Source organism: Actinocrispum sp. NPDC049592 (assembly GCF_040675465.1).
Classification (GTDB): domain Bacteria; phylum Actinomycetota; class Actinomycetes; order Mycobacteriales; family Pseudonocardiaceae; genus Kibdelosporangium.
The window spans coordinates 181874-198941 of sequence record NZ_JBFAPA010000004.1; the positions used below are offsets into that span (position 1 = coordinate 181874).

Annotated in this window: 18 protein-coding genes; 6 read left to right on the forward strand and 12 right to left on the reverse strand. The window is 68.6% G+C overall.

The features are described from left to right. Positions 1-168 precede the first annotated feature (168 nt). Positions 169-2190, reverse strand: coding sequence for a caspase family protein (locus AB0J95_RS13050; RefSeq protein WP_364756574.1), 2022 nt, complete (start codon positions 2188-2190; stop codon positions 169-171). A 331-nt stretch (positions 2191-2521) separates the two neighbouring features. Here AB0J95_RS13050 and AB0J95_RS13055 point away from each other — a divergent pair, with 331 nt between their 5' ends. Beyond that, complete coding sequence (locus tag AB0J95_RS13055; protein WP_364756576.1) at positions 2522-3433, forward strand: hypothetical protein; 912 nt, start codon at positions 2522-2524, stop codon at positions 3431-3433. 7 nt (positions 3434-3440) lie between these two features. Here AB0J95_RS13055 and AB0J95_RS13060 read toward each other — a convergent pair whose 3' ends face one another. Beyond that, the gene (locus AB0J95_RS13060; RefSeq protein WP_364756579.1) at positions 3441-4283 is read right to left on the reverse strand and encodes an EamA family transporter; all 843 of its coding nucleotides are present in this window, start codon (positions 4281-4283) and stop codon (positions 3441-3443) included. 175 nt (positions 4284-4458) lie between these two features. On the opposite strand from AB0J95_RS13060, the gene AB0J95_RS13065 reads away from it, so the two are divergent. Beyond that, entirely contained in the window at positions 4459-5574 is a 1116-nt protein-coding gene (locus AB0J95_RS13065) for a low temperature requirement protein A (RefSeq protein WP_364756582.1), read from the forward strand. 337 nt (positions 5575-5911) lie between these two features. Further along, complete coding sequence (locus AB0J95_RS13070; protein ID WP_364756584.1) at positions 5912-6409, forward strand: GNAT family N-acetyltransferase; 498 nt, start codon at positions 5912-5914, stop codon at positions 6407-6409. Here AB0J95_RS13070 and AB0J95_RS13075 read toward each other — a convergent pair. Continuing rightward, entirely contained in the window at positions 6361-7107 is a 747-nt protein-coding gene (locus tag AB0J95_RS13075; RefSeq protein ID WP_364756587.1) for a glucose 1-dehydrogenase, read from the reverse strand. The two genes, AB0J95_RS13070 and AB0J95_RS13075, sit on opposite strands and share 49 nt — an antisense overlap. 86 nt (positions 7108-7193) lie before the next feature. On the opposite strand from AB0J95_RS13075, the gene AB0J95_RS13080 reads away from it, so the two are divergent. Beyond that, positions 7194-8030, forward strand: a complete 837-nt coding sequence (locus AB0J95_RS13080) for a helix-turn-helix transcriptional regulator (protein ID WP_364756588.1) — start codon at positions 7194-7196, stop codon at positions 8028-8030. Positions 8031-8061: 31 nt separating this feature from the next. Here AB0J95_RS13080 and AB0J95_RS13085 read toward each other — a convergent pair whose 3' ends face one another. Genes AB0J95_RS13085 through AB0J95_RS13095 form a run of 3 tightly spaced genes read right to left on the reverse strand, consistent with a single transcriptional unit; the run spans position 8062 to position 10433 of the window. Continuing rightward, positions 8062-8829 carry an SDR family oxidoreductase gene (locus tag AB0J95_RS13085; protein ID WP_364756591.1) on the reverse strand — a complete coding sequence of 256 codons (768 nt, stop codon included), beginning with the start codon at positions 8827-8829 and terminating at the stop codon, positions 8062-8064. Between the two features lie 2 nt (positions 8830-8831). Continuing rightward, complete coding sequence (locus tag AB0J95_RS13090; RefSeq protein ID WP_364756592.1) at positions 8832-9251, reverse strand: cupin domain-containing protein; 420 nt, start codon at positions 9249-9251, stop codon at positions 8832-8834. Between the two features lie 9 nt (positions 9252-9260). Continuing rightward, positions 9261-10433, reverse strand: coding sequence for a PLP-dependent aminotransferase family protein (locus AB0J95_RS13095; RefSeq protein ID WP_364756595.1), 1173 nt, complete (start codon positions 10431-10433; stop codon positions 9261-9263). 113 nt (positions 10434-10546) lie between these two features. Between AB0J95_RS13095 and AB0J95_RS13100 the strand changes: the two genes are divergently transcribed. Further along, positions 10547-11131: an Lrp/AsnC family transcriptional regulator gene (locus AB0J95_RS13100; protein WP_364756598.1), complete on the forward strand. Its 585-nt coding sequence runs from the start codon at positions 10547-10549 to the stop codon at positions 11129-11131. Positions 11132-11186: 55 nt separating this feature from the next. Here AB0J95_RS13100 and AB0J95_RS13105 read toward each other — a convergent pair whose 3' ends face one another. The 6 genes from AB0J95_RS13105 to AB0J95_RS13130 all read right to left on the reverse strand — a co-directional run bounded on the left by AB0J95_RS13105 (position 11187) and on the right by AB0J95_RS13130 (position 16277). After that, a complete protein-coding gene (locus tag AB0J95_RS13105; protein ID WP_364756600.1) occupies positions 11187-11675 on the reverse strand; it encodes a ricin-type beta-trefoil lectin domain protein in 489 nt (162 codons plus the stop codon). Positions 11676-11773: 98 nt separating this feature from the next. Further along, positions 11774-12583 (reverse strand): alpha/beta fold hydrolase, encoded by an 810-nt coding sequence (locus AB0J95_RS13110; protein WP_364756602.1) that lies wholly within the window; start codon positions 12581-12583, stop codon positions 11774-11776. Between the two features lie 63 nt (positions 12584-12646). Further along, complete coding sequence (locus AB0J95_RS13115) at positions 12647-14044, reverse strand: glycosyl hydrolase family 18 protein (protein WP_364756603.1); 1398 nt, start codon at positions 14042-14044, stop codon at positions 12647-12649. A gap of 316 nt (positions 14045-14360) precedes the next feature. Further along, positions 14361-14570 (reverse strand): tautomerase family protein, encoded by a 210-nt coding sequence (locus tag AB0J95_RS13120; protein WP_364756605.1) that lies wholly within the window; start codon positions 14568-14570, stop codon positions 14361-14363. Between the two features lies 1 nt (position 14571). After that, positions 14572-15321 carry a fumarylacetoacetate hydrolase family protein gene (locus AB0J95_RS13125; RefSeq protein ID WP_364757193.1) on the reverse strand — a complete coding sequence of 250 codons (750 nt, stop codon included), beginning with the start codon at positions 15319-15321 and terminating at the stop codon, positions 14572-14574. Positions 15322-15386: 65 nt separating this feature from the next. Beyond that, the gene (locus AB0J95_RS13130) at positions 15387-16277 is read right to left on the reverse strand and encodes a VOC family protein (protein WP_364756606.1); all 891 of its coding nucleotides are present in this window, start codon (positions 16275-16277) and stop codon (positions 15387-15389) included. A gap of 124 nt (positions 16278-16401) precedes the next feature. Between AB0J95_RS13130 and AB0J95_RS13135 the strand changes: the two genes are divergently transcribed. Next, on the forward strand, positions 16402-17058 hold the full coding sequence (locus AB0J95_RS13135; protein WP_364756607.1) for a class II aldolase/adducin family protein: 657 nt from the start codon (positions 16402-16404) through the stop codon (positions 17056-17058). Positions 17059-17068 lie beyond the last annotated feature (10 nt).

Below are 17068 nucleotides of genomic sequence, written 5' to 3' on the forward strand. Positions count from 1 at the left end.
ACATTCCCGCGACACCGATGACAGCCTGCCCGAGTGCTGGCTGCTGGCCGACCGGCCGGCCCGAGCCCACCGACTACTGGCTGTCCACCCTGCCCGCTGCGGGATCTGGTGCGGCTGGCCTAAGCAGACCTACCAAAGCACTATTAGTGACCTGTCCATGAAGCTGGCTCAGGGCAGCGAAATGGGGTCGCTGACCACGCGAGTCTGGGTGTCCACGAAGCACAGGCCGCCGGCACCGTCCGAAATGGCCAGTCGCCGCGCCTGTTTGTCGAGGGCTGTGATCCCGCGTGGCGAGACCGGCAGCTTCAACGGCTCGCCCACAGTCGCACCGGTGGTGGTGTTGACGGCAACCAGGCTGGCCATGTCGAAACTGCCCACGTACACGAGGTCGTTGTCGCCGACGGCCAGAGCGAACGGACCAGGCGGAAGTGCGATGGTCTCGCCGATCACCTTGTTGGTGGCGGTGTCCACAGTGATCAGCGCGTTGGGGTTCACCATGGTGACATGGACCTTGACACCTTGTGGTCCGATGACGACGCCATAGGGGTAGCCGCCGATTCGGACCGCCTCGACCTTGTTCGTCGCGGTGTCGATCACCGACAGGGTTCCGGTGTCGTCGGCGACGTAGATCCGATGGCCATGCGGATGCAGCGCCACGCCGAGCGGATGACCGGCGAGCTTGACCGGGTCGCCCACGATCGTGCTGTTGGTCGCCTCGATCACCGACACGGTGGCCGCGTCGAAACTTGTCACGTAGACGTAAGGCCGGTCCAATGCGGTGGCCACACCGAAAGGCCCGCGGGGGACCTTGGTCGCGCTGGTCTCCCGGGCGGCGATGTTGATGGCCGTCACTGTGCTGTCGTCCGAGTCGGCCACGTAGACATGCTTGCCGTCCGGAGCGACCGCGAGGCCGGCCGGGCGCTCACCGACGCGGATCGGATTGTCCAGCACGACACCGCGGACCGGGTCGATGACCGAGACCGAGCGCGTGGCGAAGTTCGCGACGTACAAACGACTCCAGTCACGGCTCACCGCGATCCCGCCAGGCGGCAGCCGCTGATCGGTGGCCGTCGGCGTTCCCGGCGGCTCGGCGGGCCAGAGACGGGGAAGGAAGATCGCGGCGAGCGTGACCGCGATCGCGCCGACCGCGGCGCCCACAAGAAGCTTCCGCCGCTGCCGAACCCGGCTCCGTGGCGGCGGTTTCGGGGCAGCCGTGATGACTGGTTCCCGGCGCTCCTGAGGCTCCGATTTCAGGACGGTCAATCGCTCGGCCGCCGCGAGCGACACCGTCTTGCTGTCGTCCTGGCCCAGCAGCGTGATCTGGTTGAGGACTTCCGTCCGGACGTGGTCGTTGCCCGTCCGATAGAGCTGCGCCAGCTCGTCCAACGCGCTCACCCGGTCATTGGCGATCGGACTGTTGATCAGGCTGCGCAGCCGCGGCGGGAGTGACCAGTTCACGTTGCGCGCGATCAGCGTGCGACCTTCGCCGTTGTCCTGCCGTTTCGGTCGCTGCCGCGGCATTTCCGCGACAACCCGGTCGCGGGCGTAGAAGTACAGTTCGTCGAGGGTGATGTCGCCGTCGTGGTCCAGGTCGGCGCTGCCGTCCCGCAGCCCCTCGACCAGGAACCGCGTGAACAACGACTGCGCGCCCGAACCGCTGAGTTTGTTTCCCTCAAAGGAGTACTGGGTGGAGTCCGAGGCGGTCAGGACGGTACGGCCGCGCCCGCCGAACCTCTCCAGGGTCTGCACCGAGTCGTCGCCCTTGGCGATCTTCCCGGCCGGGAAAGCGCCGCTGTAGCAGCAGTCCAGGATGAGCACCTGCTGTCTGGACAGGCAGGACGACATCGCCTGATCGACCTGATCGGCCGGCAAGGAGGTGAACAACAGACTGTCGCGTTTGGTGTTGGTCATCGCGAGGTACAGCCGACCGTCGTCGTCTTTCAGGCCGTGGCCGGTGAAGTACAGCAGGGTGAGGTCATCGCGGCGGCTGTCCCGGTAGAACTCGCCGATCGCCTCGCCGACCTTGTGGTGCGGCTCGTTGATCAGCGTGGTCACCTCGAACCCGGCGATCCGCTTGTCCGCCAGCACTTCCGCGAGCGATTCGGCGTCGTGCGCCGGCGCGGCCAGCTTCCTGAGGCCGGCGTCCTGGTAGGCGAACGTCGCGATCAGCAACGCCAGTCGGCGGCCCATCGCCTACCTACCCCGCGCTGTGACGCTGGACCAACGCGTCGCGTGCCGTACGTCCATCTGGCCCACCCCTCATTGGGTCCATGCTCCGCAGCGAGCCGGCCGGACACAAGGTGCAAACCGGATTACTGCCCGTTAGGGCTAAGCCCGGTCGATACGGTGGAGATGTGTACAGGCGTATCTGTGCGGTGAGTGGAAATCTCGGCGCAACCTCCCCGCCGGCTGACGACCACCACACCGCCCCGGGTTTCCTGCGGGGGAGTAACGGGTATACGCGGTGGTTGATGACGCATGGAACCGTATGGGATGGACGTGTATGGGCGGCGAGGTCCGCGTGACGAACCGGGTGTGGGTACCGGAATCGGTGGTGGGGGATGGGCGTTTCCGGTTGCTGGAGCTCACCGGTGTGGACGAGCGGGACAACGCGCAGTTGTGGCGGGCGCGGGATGGCCGGTCTCGCCGCGACGTGGCGTTGACCATAGTTTCCGGTGAGGGCACTGAGGGTGGGCGGCGAGGGCTGCACGCGTTGAAGCGTTCGGTTCACCGGTCCGCGTTGCGGCATCCGGGCGTCGCGCCGGTGCTGGATGTGGTGGGCGGCGGAGCTGACGAGGGTATCGGCGGCATCGTCGTCGCCGAGTGGACTCGGGGAACCGCGATGTCGGACGTGGTGGCGCGGTACCCAGTCGACCCCGTGCACGCCTGCTGGTTGCTCGACCCGCTGACCGAAGCGGTGAGCAAGGCCCACCGCCATGGTGTGGTGCTCGGGGTGGGGCACCCGCTGCGCATCCGGGTCAGTCCCGCGGGCACGTTGCGGTTGGCGTTTCCTGGTCCACCGCGCGAGGCGGACCTCGCCGACGATGTGCGTGGCCTGGGCGCGATCCTGTACTTCCTGCTCACCGGCACGTGGCCGGCGGAGGACGGTCCGCTGCCCACGCCTCGGGAGCTGGAGCCGGCCGTGCCGGTCGAGCTGTCCGAGGTCGCGATGCGCAGCCTGGTGGACACCCGCGACGGCGGAGTCCGGACCAGCGACACCATTCTGCGGGTGCTGCGGGAGGTGAGGCAGAAACCCCTCGCTGTCAGCGAGACCCGCGAACCGGACAGCAACGGGGCGGTCTGGCTGACGAAACCGCCGGTCACCGACCCCGAACGCAGGAAGAAGCTGGCCATCGCCGTGGCCGTGCTGGTGCTGCTGGCGATCGGCGTGGTGCTGTGGATCGGCCTGACCGTGATCGGCGTGTTCCTCTGACACAACGTCATGGTGGCCGGTGCACGGCGATGCCAGCGATGACGAGACCGATGCCAGCGACCTCCTGACCGGCCGGAACCTGGCCGAGTACGAGCAGACCGATGACGGTCGCGGTGGCCGGCAGGAGACAGAGCATGAGGGCGAACGTGGCGCGCGGCAGGCGGGCCATGGCCAGCTGGTCGGCGACGTACGGGATCACCGACGAGCACACTCCAACGGCGACACCCCAGATCAGCCACGCCGGGTGGGTCAGGGCAGGGGCCGCGTCGGCCACGGTCAAGGGGGTCGCGGTGACGGCCGCGGTGAGCATGGCGGCCGCGAGCAGGTCGATACCGTTGTGACCAGGGGAGTTCGCCATCCGGTGGCCCAGCACGACGTACAGCACGAAGCCGACGCAGTTGGCGGCGGCGAACACGAACCCGAGCGGCGCTCCGACGAACCGGACGTCAGCGAGCGCGGCGACCCCACCGACGGCGAGCACCAGCGCGGCGACGTTGCGAGGGGTGCGCGCACCGGCCGCGGCCAGGCCAAGCACACCAAGGAACTCGATCGCGCCGACAGTCGCCAGCGGCAGCCGCTCCAAAGCGAGGTAGAACAGCGAGTTCATCGCGGCCAGGACGGCGCCCATCGCACCGAGCAGCCATCGTCGCGGCGGGTCCAGCCCGGCGATGAGCCGCCACGGCCGGCGCCACACCGCGAAGATCACCGCCGCGCTGGCGATCCGCAGCCACGCCGTACCCAGCGCGGACACGTGCGCGAACAGCAGCACCGCGAAGGACGGTCCGAGGTAGTGGAAGACCGCGCTGACGAGGAAGTACGAGGTGGCGGGCAGGCGTTCGAGACGGTGCACACGTTCATCCTCTTCACGCGCGTCCCCCTGCGGAATGGCAGAACGAAGGCAGACGGCACCATCTACCTTCAGAACAAAGGCGTAACGACAACATGACCTTCGTGTGGGACCAGGGCGCCGGAGTGTCCGAAGTGTCCACGAACCCCGCGAACGGGCAGGGCTTACGCTTCCGCACGTGACTGGGGATGGTGACGAGCTGACCGAGGTTCAGGTCGGCCCGCTGGAGTTGTTCTTCGACCTGGTGTTCGTGTTCACCCTGACCCAGCTGACCCCGGTGCTGCACCACGACTTCTCGTGGGTCGGGCTGGCCAAGGTCGGGCTGCTGGTGTCGGTGCTGTGGTACATGTACGGCGGGTTCGCCTACCTGACCAACGCGCTCACGCCACTGCAGCTGACGCACAAGTTCTTCATCCTGTTCGGGATGGCGGCGTTCCTGGTGGTAGCACTGTCCATTCCGGAGGCGTTCGGCGCGGGCGGGCTGGTGTTCGCTCTCGGCTACCTGCTCGTCGTGATCATCCACTTCGGCCTCTACCTGACCACACCGCACGCGGCGTCCCGGCGGGGCATCCTGAAGATCGCGCCGGTCAACCTCATCGGCACCGGCTGTCTGCTCGCCGCGGCGCTCATCGGCGGCCCGGTGCATTGGGTGCTCTGGGTGCTTGCGCCGCTTGTCATGTGGGGCAACGGATTGTGGAACCTGGCGAACATCTACGTGACCCGGCCGCGGCACTTCGTCGAGCGACACGGCCTCGTGCTGCTGATCGCGTTCGGCGAATCCGTGGTGGCCGTCGGGGTTTCCGCCAGCCACCACGTCACTTTCGACCTGGTGGCGCTCGCTGTGCTCACCCTCACTGTGGTGGCATCCCTGTGGTGGGCGCACTTCCTGAACGAACACGCGATGGCCGAGCGCCTCGCCGCCGCGGGCGATCGCCGCGGTCGCGTCGCCATCTTCGGCTATGGCCACATCTACGTGCCGTTGCTGGGTTCGGTGATCCTGTTCGCGGCCGGCGCGGCGGACGCCATCGCGCAGCCCATGGACCACCTGCACTGGGGGCCAGCGCTCGGGATCGCCGGTGGGGTGGCGCTGTACCTGGTGGCCAACGCCGTTCAGCGGGCCGTGGTCGGTGTCCCGTTCAGCCCAGCCAGGCTGGTCGGCGCCGTTCTGGCTCTGCCAACGGTGTTCCTCGGCGTCAACGGCACGGCCGTGGCGCAAATGGGTGCCCTGGCGGCCATCATGGTCCTGACAATGACCGTCGAGTACCGGTGGGCCAGACCAGGAAACGGCGTTTGACACAGAGGACCTTGCGCGGCCTGGCGATCACGGCAATCCTGGCTCGCACAGCCGTTCTCGCCGCGCAAGGCCCAGACGGTGCTGTACCTGGCCGGCGGCCTGGACAAGTACGAGGACCTGCTGGCCCAGCCGGACCCAACGGTGGGGGAGAGGGCGTGATTTGCTTACCGCGCACGGATGACGTCGTCCGCCGGATCGCGATGCCCGGCGACCTGGCCGAAATCTGCGGCACGGCCGAGTCGGCAGTAGCCCCAGCACGACACCCCGACGGGCGAGCCCACCGGACAGCAGCCACTTGCGTGGCGGGTTTGGCCGCGCTGGATCTTACGGCCGGACGATGATCGAGACCCGACTCGCCCGTCCCCCCGAATACGAGGCCGTCGCCGGATTGCGGTGGCGTTGGGTGGCCGAGAAAAGAGGCCTGCCCGACGACGGGCGCGACGAGTTCATCCGCGGCTTTGCCGTGTGGGCACGGCAGAACGCCGACACGCACCGGTGCATGGTGCTGGTGCGCGACGATCAGGTGATCGGGATGGGGTTTCTCGCGATCGTCCCGCGGGTGCCGACGCCGCACGCGTTCAAGCGGGCATCCGGTGACGTGCAGTGCGTGTACGTCGTGCCGGAGGCCCGTGACGCGGGGCTCGGCGGCCTGCTGATCGAGGCGATCCTGCGCCTGGCCGCGGAACTCGGGCTGGAGCGGGTCACCGTGCACTCGTCTACCCGTGCGGTGCCGGCGTACGAGCGGCACGGGTTCGCGGTGTCACCGAACTTGCTCCAAAGCACGGATCACACGGCGGTGCCGCCGGTGACGGGCAGCACGACGCCGGTCACATAGGAGGCACGGTCGCTGAGCAGCCACGCCGCCGACTCGGCGATCTCCTCCGGCCGGGCGGCCCGGCCCAGCGGGGTACCCGCGATGATCCGGTCGATCACGCCCGGGTCGTGCCGGTTCCAGTCCTCGACCATCTCGGTGATCGTCAGGCCCGGGGCGATCGCGTTGACCCGGATACCGTTCGCCGCGTAGGTCACCGCCGCCGACTCGGTGATGCTGTTGACGGCCCGCTTGGCGGCCCCGTACGCGGGCAGCGCCGGGTTCGCCCGCAGGCTGCCCACGCTGCTGGTGTTGACGATGGCCCCGCCGCCGCCCGCGATCATCGCCTTCACCTCGGCCGACACCGCGTAGAAGACGCCCTTGAGGTTCACCCGCATGATCAGGTCGAAGTCGTTCTCGGGGAAGTCCGCGACCGCGTGCGGCGGCACCCCGGCGGCGGCGTTGTTGAACGCGATGTCCAGGCGCCCGTGCCGTTCGACGACGGTGTCCACCGCCCGCGAGATGCTTCCCATGTCACCGAGGTCGCTCACCACATAGGACGCGCCGGGGATGTCCGAGGCGATGTCTTTCAACGCGCTCTCGGTGCGGGCGGCCAGCACCACGGTCGCCCCCTCCCGGGCGAACAGCCGCGCCGCCGCGGCCCCGATACCGCGGCTGGCCCCGGTGACGAGCGCGATCTTGTCAGTCAACAGTCCGGTCATGACTCCACCCTGCGGCGGCCGCATGACGCCGTGGCAGGCCCTGGCGGTACCTGGCTGATCCGCCGGACCGAGGCCATCCTGGAGACGTGGACAAGCACGAGCTCGGCCGGTTCCTACGGCTGCACCGCGAACGCCTGACCCCGGCGACCGTCGGCCTGCCGGCCCACGGACCGCGCCGCACGCCCGGCCTACGCAGGGAAGAAGTGGCGCAGCTGGCGCACATCTCCACGCAGTACTACACCCGGCTGGAACAGGCCCGCGGCCCGCACCCGTCGCGACATGTGCTCGCCGCGCTCGGCCGCGCCCTGCGGCTCAACGACGCCGAACGAGCCCACATGTACGTCCTCGGCGGCCAGCAGGCCGAGCCGCCAGGCCCGTCGCCGGACGTGCCCGACCGGATCATGGACCTGATCGAACGGATGCCCGACACCGCGGCGATCGTGCTCGACGCGAAGTACGACGTCCTGGCCTGGAACCCGCTCGCGGCGGCGCTGCTGGAGGACTTCTCGGCCCAGCCACGCCGGGACCGCAACATGATCCGCCGCTACTTCCTGCACCCCGACCCGAGCCGGCGCCACTACGGCATCACCGGCGGCGGCGACTTCGGCCAGTTCGCCGCCGGACACCTGCGCGCGGCCGCCGCCCGCTACCCCGACGACCCCGCCACACAGGAGCTCGTCCGCGATCTGCTCCGCCGCAGCCCCGAGTTCGCCGCGCTGTGGCCCAGCGCCGAGGTCTCCGGCCAACGCCACCTGACCAAGACCATCGACCACCCGCGGATCGGCCCCATCACGCTGATCTGCGACATCCTCGTCGTGCCGGAGCGCGACCAGCACGTCGTGCTGTTCACCGCCGAACCCGGCACACCCGCCCACGATGCCCTGCGGCTGCTGGCGGTCATCGGACTGCAGCAGCTGACCTAGCGTCGAACCCGAACCGTCGTCCCAGAGCGCCCTACACGTACTTGCCCATCCCACCGGCCACATCGATCACCGCGCCGGTGATGTAGCTGGCGCGTGCGCCGGCCAGGAACGCCACCAGCCCGGACACTTCGTCGTCCCGCCCGAACCGGCCCAGCGGGACCTCGGCGGTGGCCATGTCCCGCAGGAACTCGTCGCGGTCCCGGCCGGGGGCGCGCCGGGCGTGGATGTTGTTCCACTGTGGAGTGTCGACGAACCCGATGTTGACGCTGTTGACCAGGATCCCGTCGCCGCCGAACTCCTGGGCCAGGACCTTGTTCAGGTTCAGGCAGGCCGCGCGCACGACGGTGGTGGCGAAGAACGCGGGATCCGGGTTCTTGGCGTAGGTCGCGTTGATGTTGATCACCCGCGGCGAGTCGCTGGCCCGCAGGTGGGGCAGTGCGGCCCGGAAACACCGGATCTGCGAGAACAGCTTGACGTCGATGTCGGCCCGCCAGTCCTCATCGGACAGTGCCTCGAAGTTGCCCGGATGCGCGCGCCCGGCGTTGTTGACCAGGATGTCGACGCCACCCAACGCGGCCGCCGCCGCGTCCACGAATCCCCGCACCGCAACCGGATCCGTGACGTCGGCGACCTGGGGGAACGCACCGATCGGCTCGGCCGCGGCGGCCAGTTCGGCGGCGTCCCGCGAGCAGATCGCGACCGACGCGCCCTCGATGACCAGTTCACGGGCGATCGCCAGGCCGATGCCCTTGGAACCGCCGGTGACGATCGCCTTGCGGCCCTTGAGTCCCAGATCCACGCTCAGTCCACCTTGGACTGCTCGACCTGGCCGGCCGCGTAGTCGATCAGGGTCGCGCGCGGCGGGGTGAACACGTCGATCTCCGTGCAGGTGTTGTCCAGCGTGCGGGCGCCGTGCGGCACCCACGAGGGGATCACCGCGACGTCCCCGGCCTTCATGGTCCGGGTGACGCCGTCGAGGGTGAACTCGAACTCGCCCTCGGTCACGATGACGATCTGCTCCTCGGCGTGACTGTGCATCGGCGCCACCGAGTTCGGCTCGTAGCTGACCACGTTGATGATCAGGCCGTCGCCGAGCACCGGCCGGAAGTGCAGCCCTGGCACCATTTCCAGGGCCTTGATGGCCTGCACGTCGACGAACCGCCCGGTCTTGGCGGGCGTGCCCGCGCCCTCGGTGCTGAAGTGCTGCTGACTGCTGTCCATGACCACTCCTCAATGCGCGCGGATAGCGGCTGCGAGCCGCGCGATGCCGGTGTCGATGTCGTCCTCGCTGATCCTGCTGTAGGACAAGCGAAGGTGCTCGGTGTCCTGGCGTTCGGCGAAGAACCCGGCGCCGGGCACGAACGCCACGTCAGTCTCGCGGGCCAGCGCGACCGTGTCGACGCCGGGAACGCGCAGCCAGGTGAAGAAACCGCCGCCCGGAACGGTCCACGTGGCCAGCCCGTTCGCGTGTTCCTCCAGGGCTTTGGTGATCCGCGCGGCGCGTGAGCGGTACAGCTCGCGGGCGTGCGGGAGGTCGCGCTCGAGCAGGCCCGCCCGCAGGTACTCCTCGAGCATGCGCTGACCGAGCGCGCCCGCGCACTGGTCGGAGTTCTGCTTGGCCACGCCCATCGGGGCGATGACCTCGGCCGGCCCGGCCGCCCAGCCGAGCCGCACACCCGGGAAGAAGATCTTGGAGAAGGTGCCGATCTGCACGACCACATCCGGGCCGAGCGACCACAGCGACGGACGGGCGATGTCGTCGAAGCCGAGCTGGCTGTAGGCGACGTCCTCGACGATCAGGATGCCGTGCTCGCGGCAGAGGTCCACCAGCGCCTGGCGGCGGTCGTTCGCCATCGACAGGCCGCTCGGGTTCTGGAAGTCGGGGATCGTGTACAGCAGCTTCGGGGTCTTGTGCTGGGCGATCACGCGCTTGAGGGCGTCGATGTCGAGGCCCTCGTCGTCGATCGGGACGCCTTTGAGGACCGGGTCGAACGCGGTGAACCCGGAGACCGCGCCGAGGTAGCTGGGTTCCTCGACAAGGACGAGGTCGCCCGCGTCGAGCATGCTCTTGGCGATCAGCGTGACCGCGTCGATGCCGCCGCTGGTGACCAGGAGTTCCCTGTCATGCGGGCGATGGCCGTCGGTGGCCTCGATGCGGCCGGCGATCGCCTCGCGGGTGCTCGCGATCCCTTCGCTGGGCGCGTACTGCAGCGCGACCTGCGGGTCTTCGTCGATGAGCCGGCGGGCGATGTCGCCGAGCACGTCGGTGGGGAAGAGGCTGGGCTCCGGGAAGCCGCCGGAGAAGTTGATCACGCCGTGCGCGTTGGCCAGCGCCAGGATGCCGCCGAGCAGGTCGGGCCCGGTGCGGGTGCGGCGGGCCAGCCGCTCGGTGAAGGTGCCCATGATCCACCCCTTTGCTACCGTGTCTTACATATGTAAGGATGGCCAGGCTTACCGCCTTACGTTCGTATACCGAGCATGCCTAACGAACTGGCATCTGACAAGAGGGGTGTGGGGTGACGGACTGGATCCGCCCGCTCGGCGACATCGGCGCACACGCGGCCCAGCCCACCTCACCGGCCGCGCTGGACACCACCGACATGCAACTGTTGCTGCTGCTCAGCCGCGACGCGCGCATCTCCCAGCGCAGCCTCGCGCGGTCCCTCGGCATGTCCGCCCCCGCCATCGCCGACCGCATCGCACGCCTGCACCGCCAGGGCGTCATCCAGGGCTACGGCGTCCGCCTCGACTGGAGCGCCCTGGGCTACCCCACCATCGCCTACCTCACGGTCACCGCCGGTCAGGGCTTCGAACAGGGCCCGATCATGACCGCCCTCGCCGTCCTCCCGGAGGTCGAGGAGGTCATGCTCGTCACCGGCAGCGTCGACATGCTCGTCCGCATCCGCGTCCGCGACCACACCCACCTCCGCGACCTGCTGATCACCAAGATCTGGCAGATCCCCGGCATCCAACGCACCGAGACCTCCCTGTCCATCGCGGAAATGAAACCCAAGAACACCCCCGCCGACCTCCTGGCCGACATGATCCACCGCGCCGGCGCGGACGTCCCCGCTGAAGAGCCCGACGGAACTCCGCCGTGAGTGGTTTTGCCGGTTCACACCGGCAAAACCACTCACGACGGGACAATGTGGCGTCTCACCCAGGCGGGGACTTCCAGATGTCGTACTTGCTGGTTCCATTGCACGGATTGTGGACGTACACGCCTCGTGGCCCGGTGACACTCAGACACCTGTTAGTCACGCCCCACCAAATTGGCGTACCTCCCGCCAATGGGCCGAGATGCCAATACTGATTCCCGTCAAGACCATCGCATGCAGCGCTCACCAGCGAGCTGCCGTTGTACGACAGGCAGGAGCCATTGCGGGCGTTCTGGATCAGGTAAGTGCTGGTCTGGTTGGTGCTGATCAGATTCCAGTACCGGTACGCGTCGTCCTGGCAGTTGCCCACATACAGGGGCCCTCCCCGCGCGTAGTTCACGAGGCAGTGGCTGTTGTACTGGTTCTGGATCCTGAACGAAGCCGCCGGGGCGGCGGACGCTCCGGCCGAACTGGCCGCGACCAAAGCCACAACGGCCAGTCCAATCGCGGCCAGGCGACCGGCCAGTCTCCTCCAATGGACGTGCATCAATGTCCCCCCTTGATGACAGCAGGCCCGCTGATGGGCCTTTCCTCGTCAACGTAGGGCGGCGACCTTGACTGAACCTTGCGCCGGACCGCGACCATTCATGACGAATTCCGGGCGAGGAACTCCTCCAGCAGGGCGGTGATCCTCGCGGGTTGTTCCAGCGGGCTGGTGTGGCCGCTGTCGGGAATGATCTCGAGGCGGGCGCCGGGGATGAGCTCGGCGATGCGCTTTGCCTTGTCCGGCGGGGTGGACACGTCCTCGGCGCCGACGGCGATGAGAGTGGGGGCGGTGATGGCGGGGATCTCGTCCTCGATGGGGAGGCGGTCGGTGACGCCGCGCAGAGCTTTGCGGATGCCGGTGCGGCTCTGCGCGCGGATCTGGGTGACCCAGGTGTCGATCAGGGGTTTGCTGGCCGGGTCGCGCAGGAAGGCAGGGCCGAACATCGCCTTCTTGACCTGGCCCATCACCGGACCCGGGCCGGTCAGTTGCTGAACCAGGCCCAGCAGCTTGTACTGGCCCACCTTGCCCGGCTCCTCCGGTCCCGCGCTGGTGTCCAGCAGGATCAGCGACCTGATCAGCGCCGGCTGCCGGGCGGCGATCCGCATCCCGACGAACCCGCCCATCGACAGCCCGACCCAGTGCACCGGTGCGAGGTCGAGGTTCTCGATCAGGCCGATCGCGTCCGCGGTCAACGTGTCCATGTCGTACCCGGTGGCCGTGGCCGGCGTGCCGCCCTGGCCGCGCCAGTCGATGGCGACACACCGGTAGCGGTCCCGCAACGCGGCGATCTGCGGGTGGAACACCCAGCCGCTGAACAGGAACCCGTGGCCGAACAGGACGACCGGCGCGTCCCGCGGTCCCGTGTCGGAGTACGAGATCGGCACGCCGTTGACGGTGAGGGTCGGCATGACCGGTAATCCTGGCCGTCCCGGCGCGGTCTCGCCACCACGCCGGGACCGAAACACCGAGAATCAGGCAGGCAGCTGCCAGACCTGGTTGGTGCCACCCGAGCAGTCCCAGATCTGCAGCCGCGTGCCGTCGGCCGAACTACGGCCGGTCGCGTCCAGGCACCGCCCGGACCCGGTGTTGCGCACGGTGCCGTTGGACTGCGCCTGCCAGCCCTGAGCGCCGGTGCCGTTGCAGTCCCACAACTGGATCACGGTGCCGTTGGCCGTGCCCGCGCCGGACACGTCCATGCACTTGCCCAGAGCGCGGATCGTGCCGTCGGTGCCGACCGTCCACGTCTGCGCGCCCGTGCCGTTGCACGTATAGATCTGCACAGCACTGCCATTGGCGGAGTTGGCCCCAGCGACGTCGACGCACTTACCGCCGATGCCGGTGATCGGGCCGGTCTTCCCGGTCGGCGGGTTCGGGCCCCCGCCGCCGTTCGCCGTCTCGTAGATCGCGCTCACCAACGACGTGCTTCCGGAGGTGTCCTGCGACAGCTCCCAGTTCATGATCCCGCCCGCGTTGGCCATCGCCCACTGCGTCTTGCGGCGGATCGTCGGCAGGCCGTTGTAGCACTGCTGAGCGCCGTTCGCGTTGACACAGTCGACGTTGGCGTTGTTCGGGTTCATCGCGACCAGCTGCGCGTAGGTCAGGTAACCGGGCCGGCTGTAGAACGGCACACCCAGCACCGTCTTGTTGGCCGGCAGGCCGCGGCCCTTCCAGAAGTTGGCCGCGTTGATCGACCAGTCGTAGTTGGCGTGCGGGCTGCCGCCGTCGTAGGCCATGATGTTGAGCCAGTCCACGGCCGCGAACACCGCGGGCTGAACACCATTGGCCGTACCGCCCTCGGACACCACAGCCGCAGTGAGCAGCTTGCCCCGGCTGTGCATCACCGTGGACAGCTGCTGCATCAGCGCCGTGTAGTTGTTGCCGGACTGACCGGGATCCGGGTACTCCCAGTCGATGTCGACACCGTCCAAGTTGTACTGGTTGACATAGTTGACAACACCGTTGACAAAGTTGGTGCGGCCACCAGCGTTGCCGGCCAGGGCTTCGAACGCCGAGTCATTGCCGTCGTTCCAGCCGCCGATCGACAGCGACACCTTGACGCCGTTGTTGTGCGCCAGGGACACCAGCTGCGAGAGCTTGTTGCCGTCCGGCACGCCCTGCAGGGTGCCGTTGGAGTTCGGCAGCACGAAGGCGTAGTTGATGTGGGTCAGTTTGGTGTACTGGACGGCGTTGACGCTGCCGGACCAGGACGGCATGTAACCGATGCTGCGGAACCCGTTGGGCAGCACCGTGGCAGCGGCGGGGGCCGTGCTGGTCAGCGCGACTGTCACCCCGGTCGCGACGGTGGCCAGGGCGGCAGCGCCGGCACCCCATCTTGTCCGGAGCTTCCCCCAGGACGATAGTGAACGCATGAACGGTCCCTTTCGAGATCGGGCCCGTCACCGCGGTTCCTGTTGCATGACAATAAAAGCGCGCGCGAGAGCGAGTCGCGTTGCTGATGCGGCAGGGATCGCGGCAGCGGACGCGGAGTGACCCCCGGTCTCACGCAGGCAGGGCGCGACCGGAGTGCAGGGGTTGTCCGCCCGGGGAACGGCCTAGCCGGACAGGCCGGACCCGGACGTCGAAGAGGGCGGCAAGGCGCACGCCTTCAGGAAGTCGGACATAGGCATTCCTTTCCGTCATTGGCGGCGCGCCCACGCCAGACGGTACTGCATGCCTTTAATCAAGTCACGACGAAAGCGACATTTTGTGAGAGCGCTCTTCCAGCGTCTCGCCGCCGGAGCTCCACAGCGCGGGGGAGATCTCGGTCAGCAGCACCCGCACGCTCGCATCCGGCACGCCGAGGCTGTCGCGCACCGCCTCGTGCACCGCCTGCAGGCAGGCGCGCAACGTCTCCGGGTCCCGCCCCCGCGCGACCTGGATGGACACGATCGGCATGTCAGCCTCCCACCACAACCCGGCCGAGGGACGTGAAGTTCGCCGTGACGGTGGTGCCCGGCCGGATCGCCACCGCGTCGGTCATGCCGCCAGTCAGCACGATCCAGCCCGCCCGCAACGCGTGTCCCCGGCGGCCCAGGTCGTTCGCGGCCAGCGCCAAGGCTTCCGCCGGGTGCCCCTGCACGGCCGCGCCGGTCGCGGTGTCCACCACGACACCGTCCACTTCGAGCGCACACGCCTCCAGCGAGAGGTCCAGACCAGCGACCGGACGGGTCACCGGGCCGGTGATGAACGTGCCCGAGGAGGCGTTGTCGGCGACCACATCGGGCAGCGTGAACCGGAAATCGGTGTACCGGCTGTCGATGATCTCCACCCCGCCCAGCACCTGGTCCACCGCGGCCAGCGCGGTCGCCGCGCTCACCCCGGGGCCCTGCAGGTCGCGGCCGAGCACGAAGACGATCTCCGGCTCGGCCCGCGGGTGGATCAACCGGTCCATCGGCACCGGCGTGCCCGCGGGCTGGACCATCGCGTCGGTCAGCCACGCGGTGAGCGGGCTGGACACGTTCATCCGCTGCTGCTTGGCCCGCGAGGTCAGCCCGAGCTTGACGCCGATCAGCCGCTCGCCACGCGCCAGCCGAAGCCGCAGCGTCTCGTCCTGGATCCGGTAGGCGGTCTCCAGGTCGAGATCCGGCCACAAATCGGTGACCGGCCCGCCGTCGGTACGGCTGTCCTCGCGGTTCAGCAACGCCACCGCGGCGCGCTCGACCGTCCACCTGCCGGGGCATTCGGTCACACCCTCGCTCCTTCGATCGGGATTCACCGGTCGCCCAGCCGCGCGAGCTGGGGCTGGGTACCGGGGCGGCTGGTCGGCCCGCGCCACAGGTCGATGCTGTCCGGCTCGGCCGGGTCGAAGTAGCGCGGCCGCCAGGCCTGCTCGTCGGTGATCTCCCTGACCCCGAACGAATACTCGTACGTCAGGCCCTCCGGACCCTTGAAGTACAGGAAGATCGCGGTCGACTGCGGGTGGCGCCCCGGGCCCATCTCGATCTCCACGTCGTGCTCCCGCAGGAAGTGCCAGCTGCGCATGACGTCGTCGATCGACCCGACCTGGAAGTTCAGGTGGCACAGGCCAGGGCCGTCACCCCTGAACACGGCGAGCTTGTGGTGCATGGGATCGATGCGCATCAGGCAGGCCAGGTCGCCGATCCAGTCGGAGACCCGCGCGTCGAACACCGTGGACCAGAACTTGTACGCCGTCCGCACGTCGGGTGCGTCCACGCATAGATGGCCGAACTCGGTGATCCCGGCCTCGCGGCCGAACCGCACCGGGCTGGGGACCTGGACCTGGTCGGTCACCAGCTCGACGATGTTGCCGAACGGATCCTCGAAGGCCAGGTAATCGCGGACGTGCCGGGCGGCCGCGCCGGCCTTGTCCCCGCGCACGACTTTGACACCGAGCATTTCCAGCTCCCGCTCGGCGTCTTGCAGGGCCCCTTCGTCCGTGACGGTGAAGGCGGTGGCCAGGACACCCTCCTGACCGTCCACAAAGGCCAGACAGTGGTGACGACTGTCCGCTCGCAGACAGGATTGGCCGTCGGTCTGTTCGATCAGCTCGAGCCCGACGATGTCCACGGCGAAGCTCACGGCGCCGGCCATGTCCGTGGTGCCGGACCGGACGTATGCGATGTCCTGAAGATGGATAACCATCGCCTTCCCCTTTGTGTGATCAATTCTCCGTTGAGTGGCCGCCGCCAGGTAACTTACAACAGGTATACGTATACACGTCAAGTAACTATTGACAGGTATGTAGATACAGGTAAATATATCCTGCATGTCTCAGGAGCGACTCTCGGAGCAGTTGGCCACCGCCGGGCGGGTGCTGGCCCAGACCGGCCTGGTCACCGCGTTCGGGCACGTCAGCGCCCGGCTGGACGCCGGCACCCTGGTGATCACGCCGCCGCGGCCACCCGGCCGGCTCGGCCCCGGCCCCTATCCGCTGCTGCCGGTGCGGGCGGGCGAGCTGCCCCCGGACGTTCCTCGTGAGGCATGGATCCACACCGCGATCGCGGCCGCCCGGCCCGATGTCGGTGCGGTCTGCCGGGCCCAGCCGCCCTCGGTGGCGGCCGCGTCGGCAGCGGGGTTCTCCCTTGTCCCGCTGCACGGTCAGGGCGCACTCCTGGGCGGGTGCGTGCCGGTGCACAAAGACGCCCGGCTGGTCCGCCAGCCCGCCATGGGGCGTGCCCTGGCCGACGCGCTCGGCGACGGATTCGCCTGTGTGCTCAAGGGAAACGGCGCGGTGACGGTCGGTGCGACCGTCGGCGAGGCCGTCGCCCGGATGTGGATCCTGGCGGAGACCAGCCGCATCACCCTGCTCGCCGCCTGCTGCGGCGGCATCCCGCTCCCGCTGTCGCCCGACGAGCAGAAGGCCTGGGCGGCAACGGGACCGGAACTCCTCGAACGCATCTGGCAGTACCTCAGCACGTCGTGAAAGGACCCCG

What these genes read in the sequence shown, in the direction of transcription:
- AB0J95_RS13050 (WP_364756574.1), bottom strand. Translation starts at nt 2,190, where the DNA reads ATGGGCCGCCGACTGGCGTTGCTGATCGCGACGTTCGCCTACCAGGAC.
- AB0J95_RS13070 (WP_364756584.1), top strand. Translation starts at nt 5,912, where the DNA reads ATGATCGAGACCCGACTCGCCCGTCCCCCCGAATACGAGGCCGTCGCC.
- AB0J95_RS13075 (WP_364756587.1), bottom strand. Translation starts at nt 7,107, where the DNA reads ATGACCGGACTGTTGACTGACAAGATCGCGCTCGTCACCGGGGCCAGC.
- AB0J95_RS13090 (WP_364756592.1), bottom strand. Translation starts at nt 9,251, where the DNA reads ATGGACAGCAGTCAGCAGCACTTCAGCACCGAGGGCGCGGGCACGCCC.
- AB0J95_RS13095 (WP_364756595.1), bottom strand. Translation starts at nt 10,433, where the DNA reads ATGGGCACCTTCACCGAGCGGCTGGCCCGCCGCACCCGCACCGGGCCC.
- AB0J95_RS13105 (WP_364756600.1), bottom strand. Translation starts at nt 11,675, where the DNA reads ATGCACGTCCATTGGAGGAGACTGGCCGGTCGCCTGGCCGCGATTGGA.
- AB0J95_RS13110 (WP_364756602.1), bottom strand. Translation starts at nt 12,583, where the DNA reads ATGCCGACCCTCACCGTCAACGGCGTGCCGATCTCGTACTCCGACACG.
- AB0J95_RS13115 (WP_364756603.1), bottom strand. Translation starts at nt 14,044, where the DNA reads ATGCGTTCACTATCGTCCTGGGGGAAGCTCCGGACAAGATGGGGTGCC.
- AB0J95_RS13120 (WP_364756605.1), bottom strand. Translation starts at nt 14,570, where the DNA reads ATGCCGATCGTGTCCATCCAGGTCGCGCGGGGGCGGGACCCGGAGACG.
- AB0J95_RS13130 (WP_364756606.1), bottom strand. Translation starts at nt 16,277, where the DNA reads ATGGTTATCCATCTTCAGGACATCGCATACGTCCGGTCCGGCACCACG.
- AB0J95_RS13135 (WP_364756607.1), top strand. Translation starts at nt 16,402, where the DNA reads ATGTCTCAGGAGCGACTCTCGGAGCAGTTGGCCACCGCCGGGCGGGTG.